Below are 1,226 nucleotides of genomic sequence, written 5' to 3'. Positions count from 1 at the left end.
AAAGGTTGAGCCGCAACCGTTCGCTAACCCCGTGACTCCCCGGCGTGCACCGGACGCTTCCGAACCCTCTTTACGTGACCGGCTGACAGGGCCGGGCCAAACGGAGGAGAAGCGACTTGCGCCGCAAGATGAACAAGGCCGTGACCCTGCTCGGTTCGATCATCGCCGCGACCACCGCGATCACCGGCACCGCGCAGGCCGCGCACGCCGCCCCCGCCACGCCCACCGCCGCGCGCTGCACCACCGACGCCAAACTCGTCCCGTCCTGCGGCGTGCTCTGGGGCGCCGCGGCCGGCGGGTTCACCTCCGCCCCCCGCGACGCGGAGCTGAAGAACTGGGAGAAGCTCTCCGGCCGGACCGCGTCGATCTTCCACACCTACCACAAGGGCGACGAGGTCTTCCCGACCAAGTCCGAGATCGCCATGACCCAGGACCCGGCCCACCCCCGCGTCCTGCTCACCAACTGGAAGATCGCCTACGGCTCCACCTGGGCCAAGGTCGCCGCCGGCCAGCAGGACAAGCGCATCGACGCCTTCGCCAAGCGGGTCAAGGCCACCTACGGCGACAAGAAGTTCTTCCTCGTGCTCAACCACGAGCCGGAGAACGACGTCATCGCCCGCAAGGGCTCCGGCATGGAAGCCAAGGACTTCGCCGCCATGTACCGGCACACCATCCAGCGGCTCAAGGCCGACGGCGTCACCAACGCCATCAACGTGGTCGCCTACATGGGCAACGAGAAGTGGATGGCCCAGTCCTGGTGGAAGGACCTCTACCCCGGCGACGACGTCGTCGACTGGGTCGGCCTGGACTCCTACGTCTCGGCCGAGAAGGGCTACTACCACTACGGCAAGTTCGCCGACCTGCTCGACCGCAAGCCCACCGGCGGCGGCCAGGGCTGGTACGACTGGGCCACCACCAAGCACGCCAGCAAGCCCATCATGATCGCCGAGTGGGGCGTCTACCACCGCATCGGGCACACCACCGACAAGAGCGCCGGCTACAACAGCGTCCTGCCCGAGCTCGCCAAGCGCCCCAAGATCAAAGCGATCGTGTACTTCGACACCAAGCACGACGACCAGGGCGACCGCGACATCAGCATCAACTCCACCGCCAAGAACTTGGCCGCGTTCAAAACCCTCGCCGCCAACCCGATCTTCAACGTCAAAATCAGCTGACCCAACACCACCACGAGCCGCCCGGTAACCCACCGGGCGGCTCGTGCCGTT

General features: G+C 66.7%; 1 protein-coding gene. It reads left to right on the top strand.

What is annotated here, in order from left to right; genetic code table 11:
- Window positions 1–116: 116 nt before the first annotated feature.
- On the top strand, window positions 117–1,175 hold the full coding sequence (locus ODJ79_RS46560) for a glycoside hydrolase family 26 protein (protein ID WP_263030182.1): 1,059 nt from the start codon (window positions 117–119) through the stop codon (window positions 1,173–1,175).
- The last annotated feature ends 51 nt before the right edge of the window (window positions 1,176–1,226 follow it).

Origin of the sequence: Actinoplanes sp. KI2 (assembly GCF_025630775.1) — a bacterium.
Classification (GTDB): domain Bacteria; phylum Actinomycetota; class Actinomycetes; order Mycobacteriales; family Micromonosporaceae; genus Actinoplanes.
The sequence above is the reverse complement of the archived record's forward strand: the minus strand, read 5'-3'. Positions and strand labels throughout refer to the sequence as shown.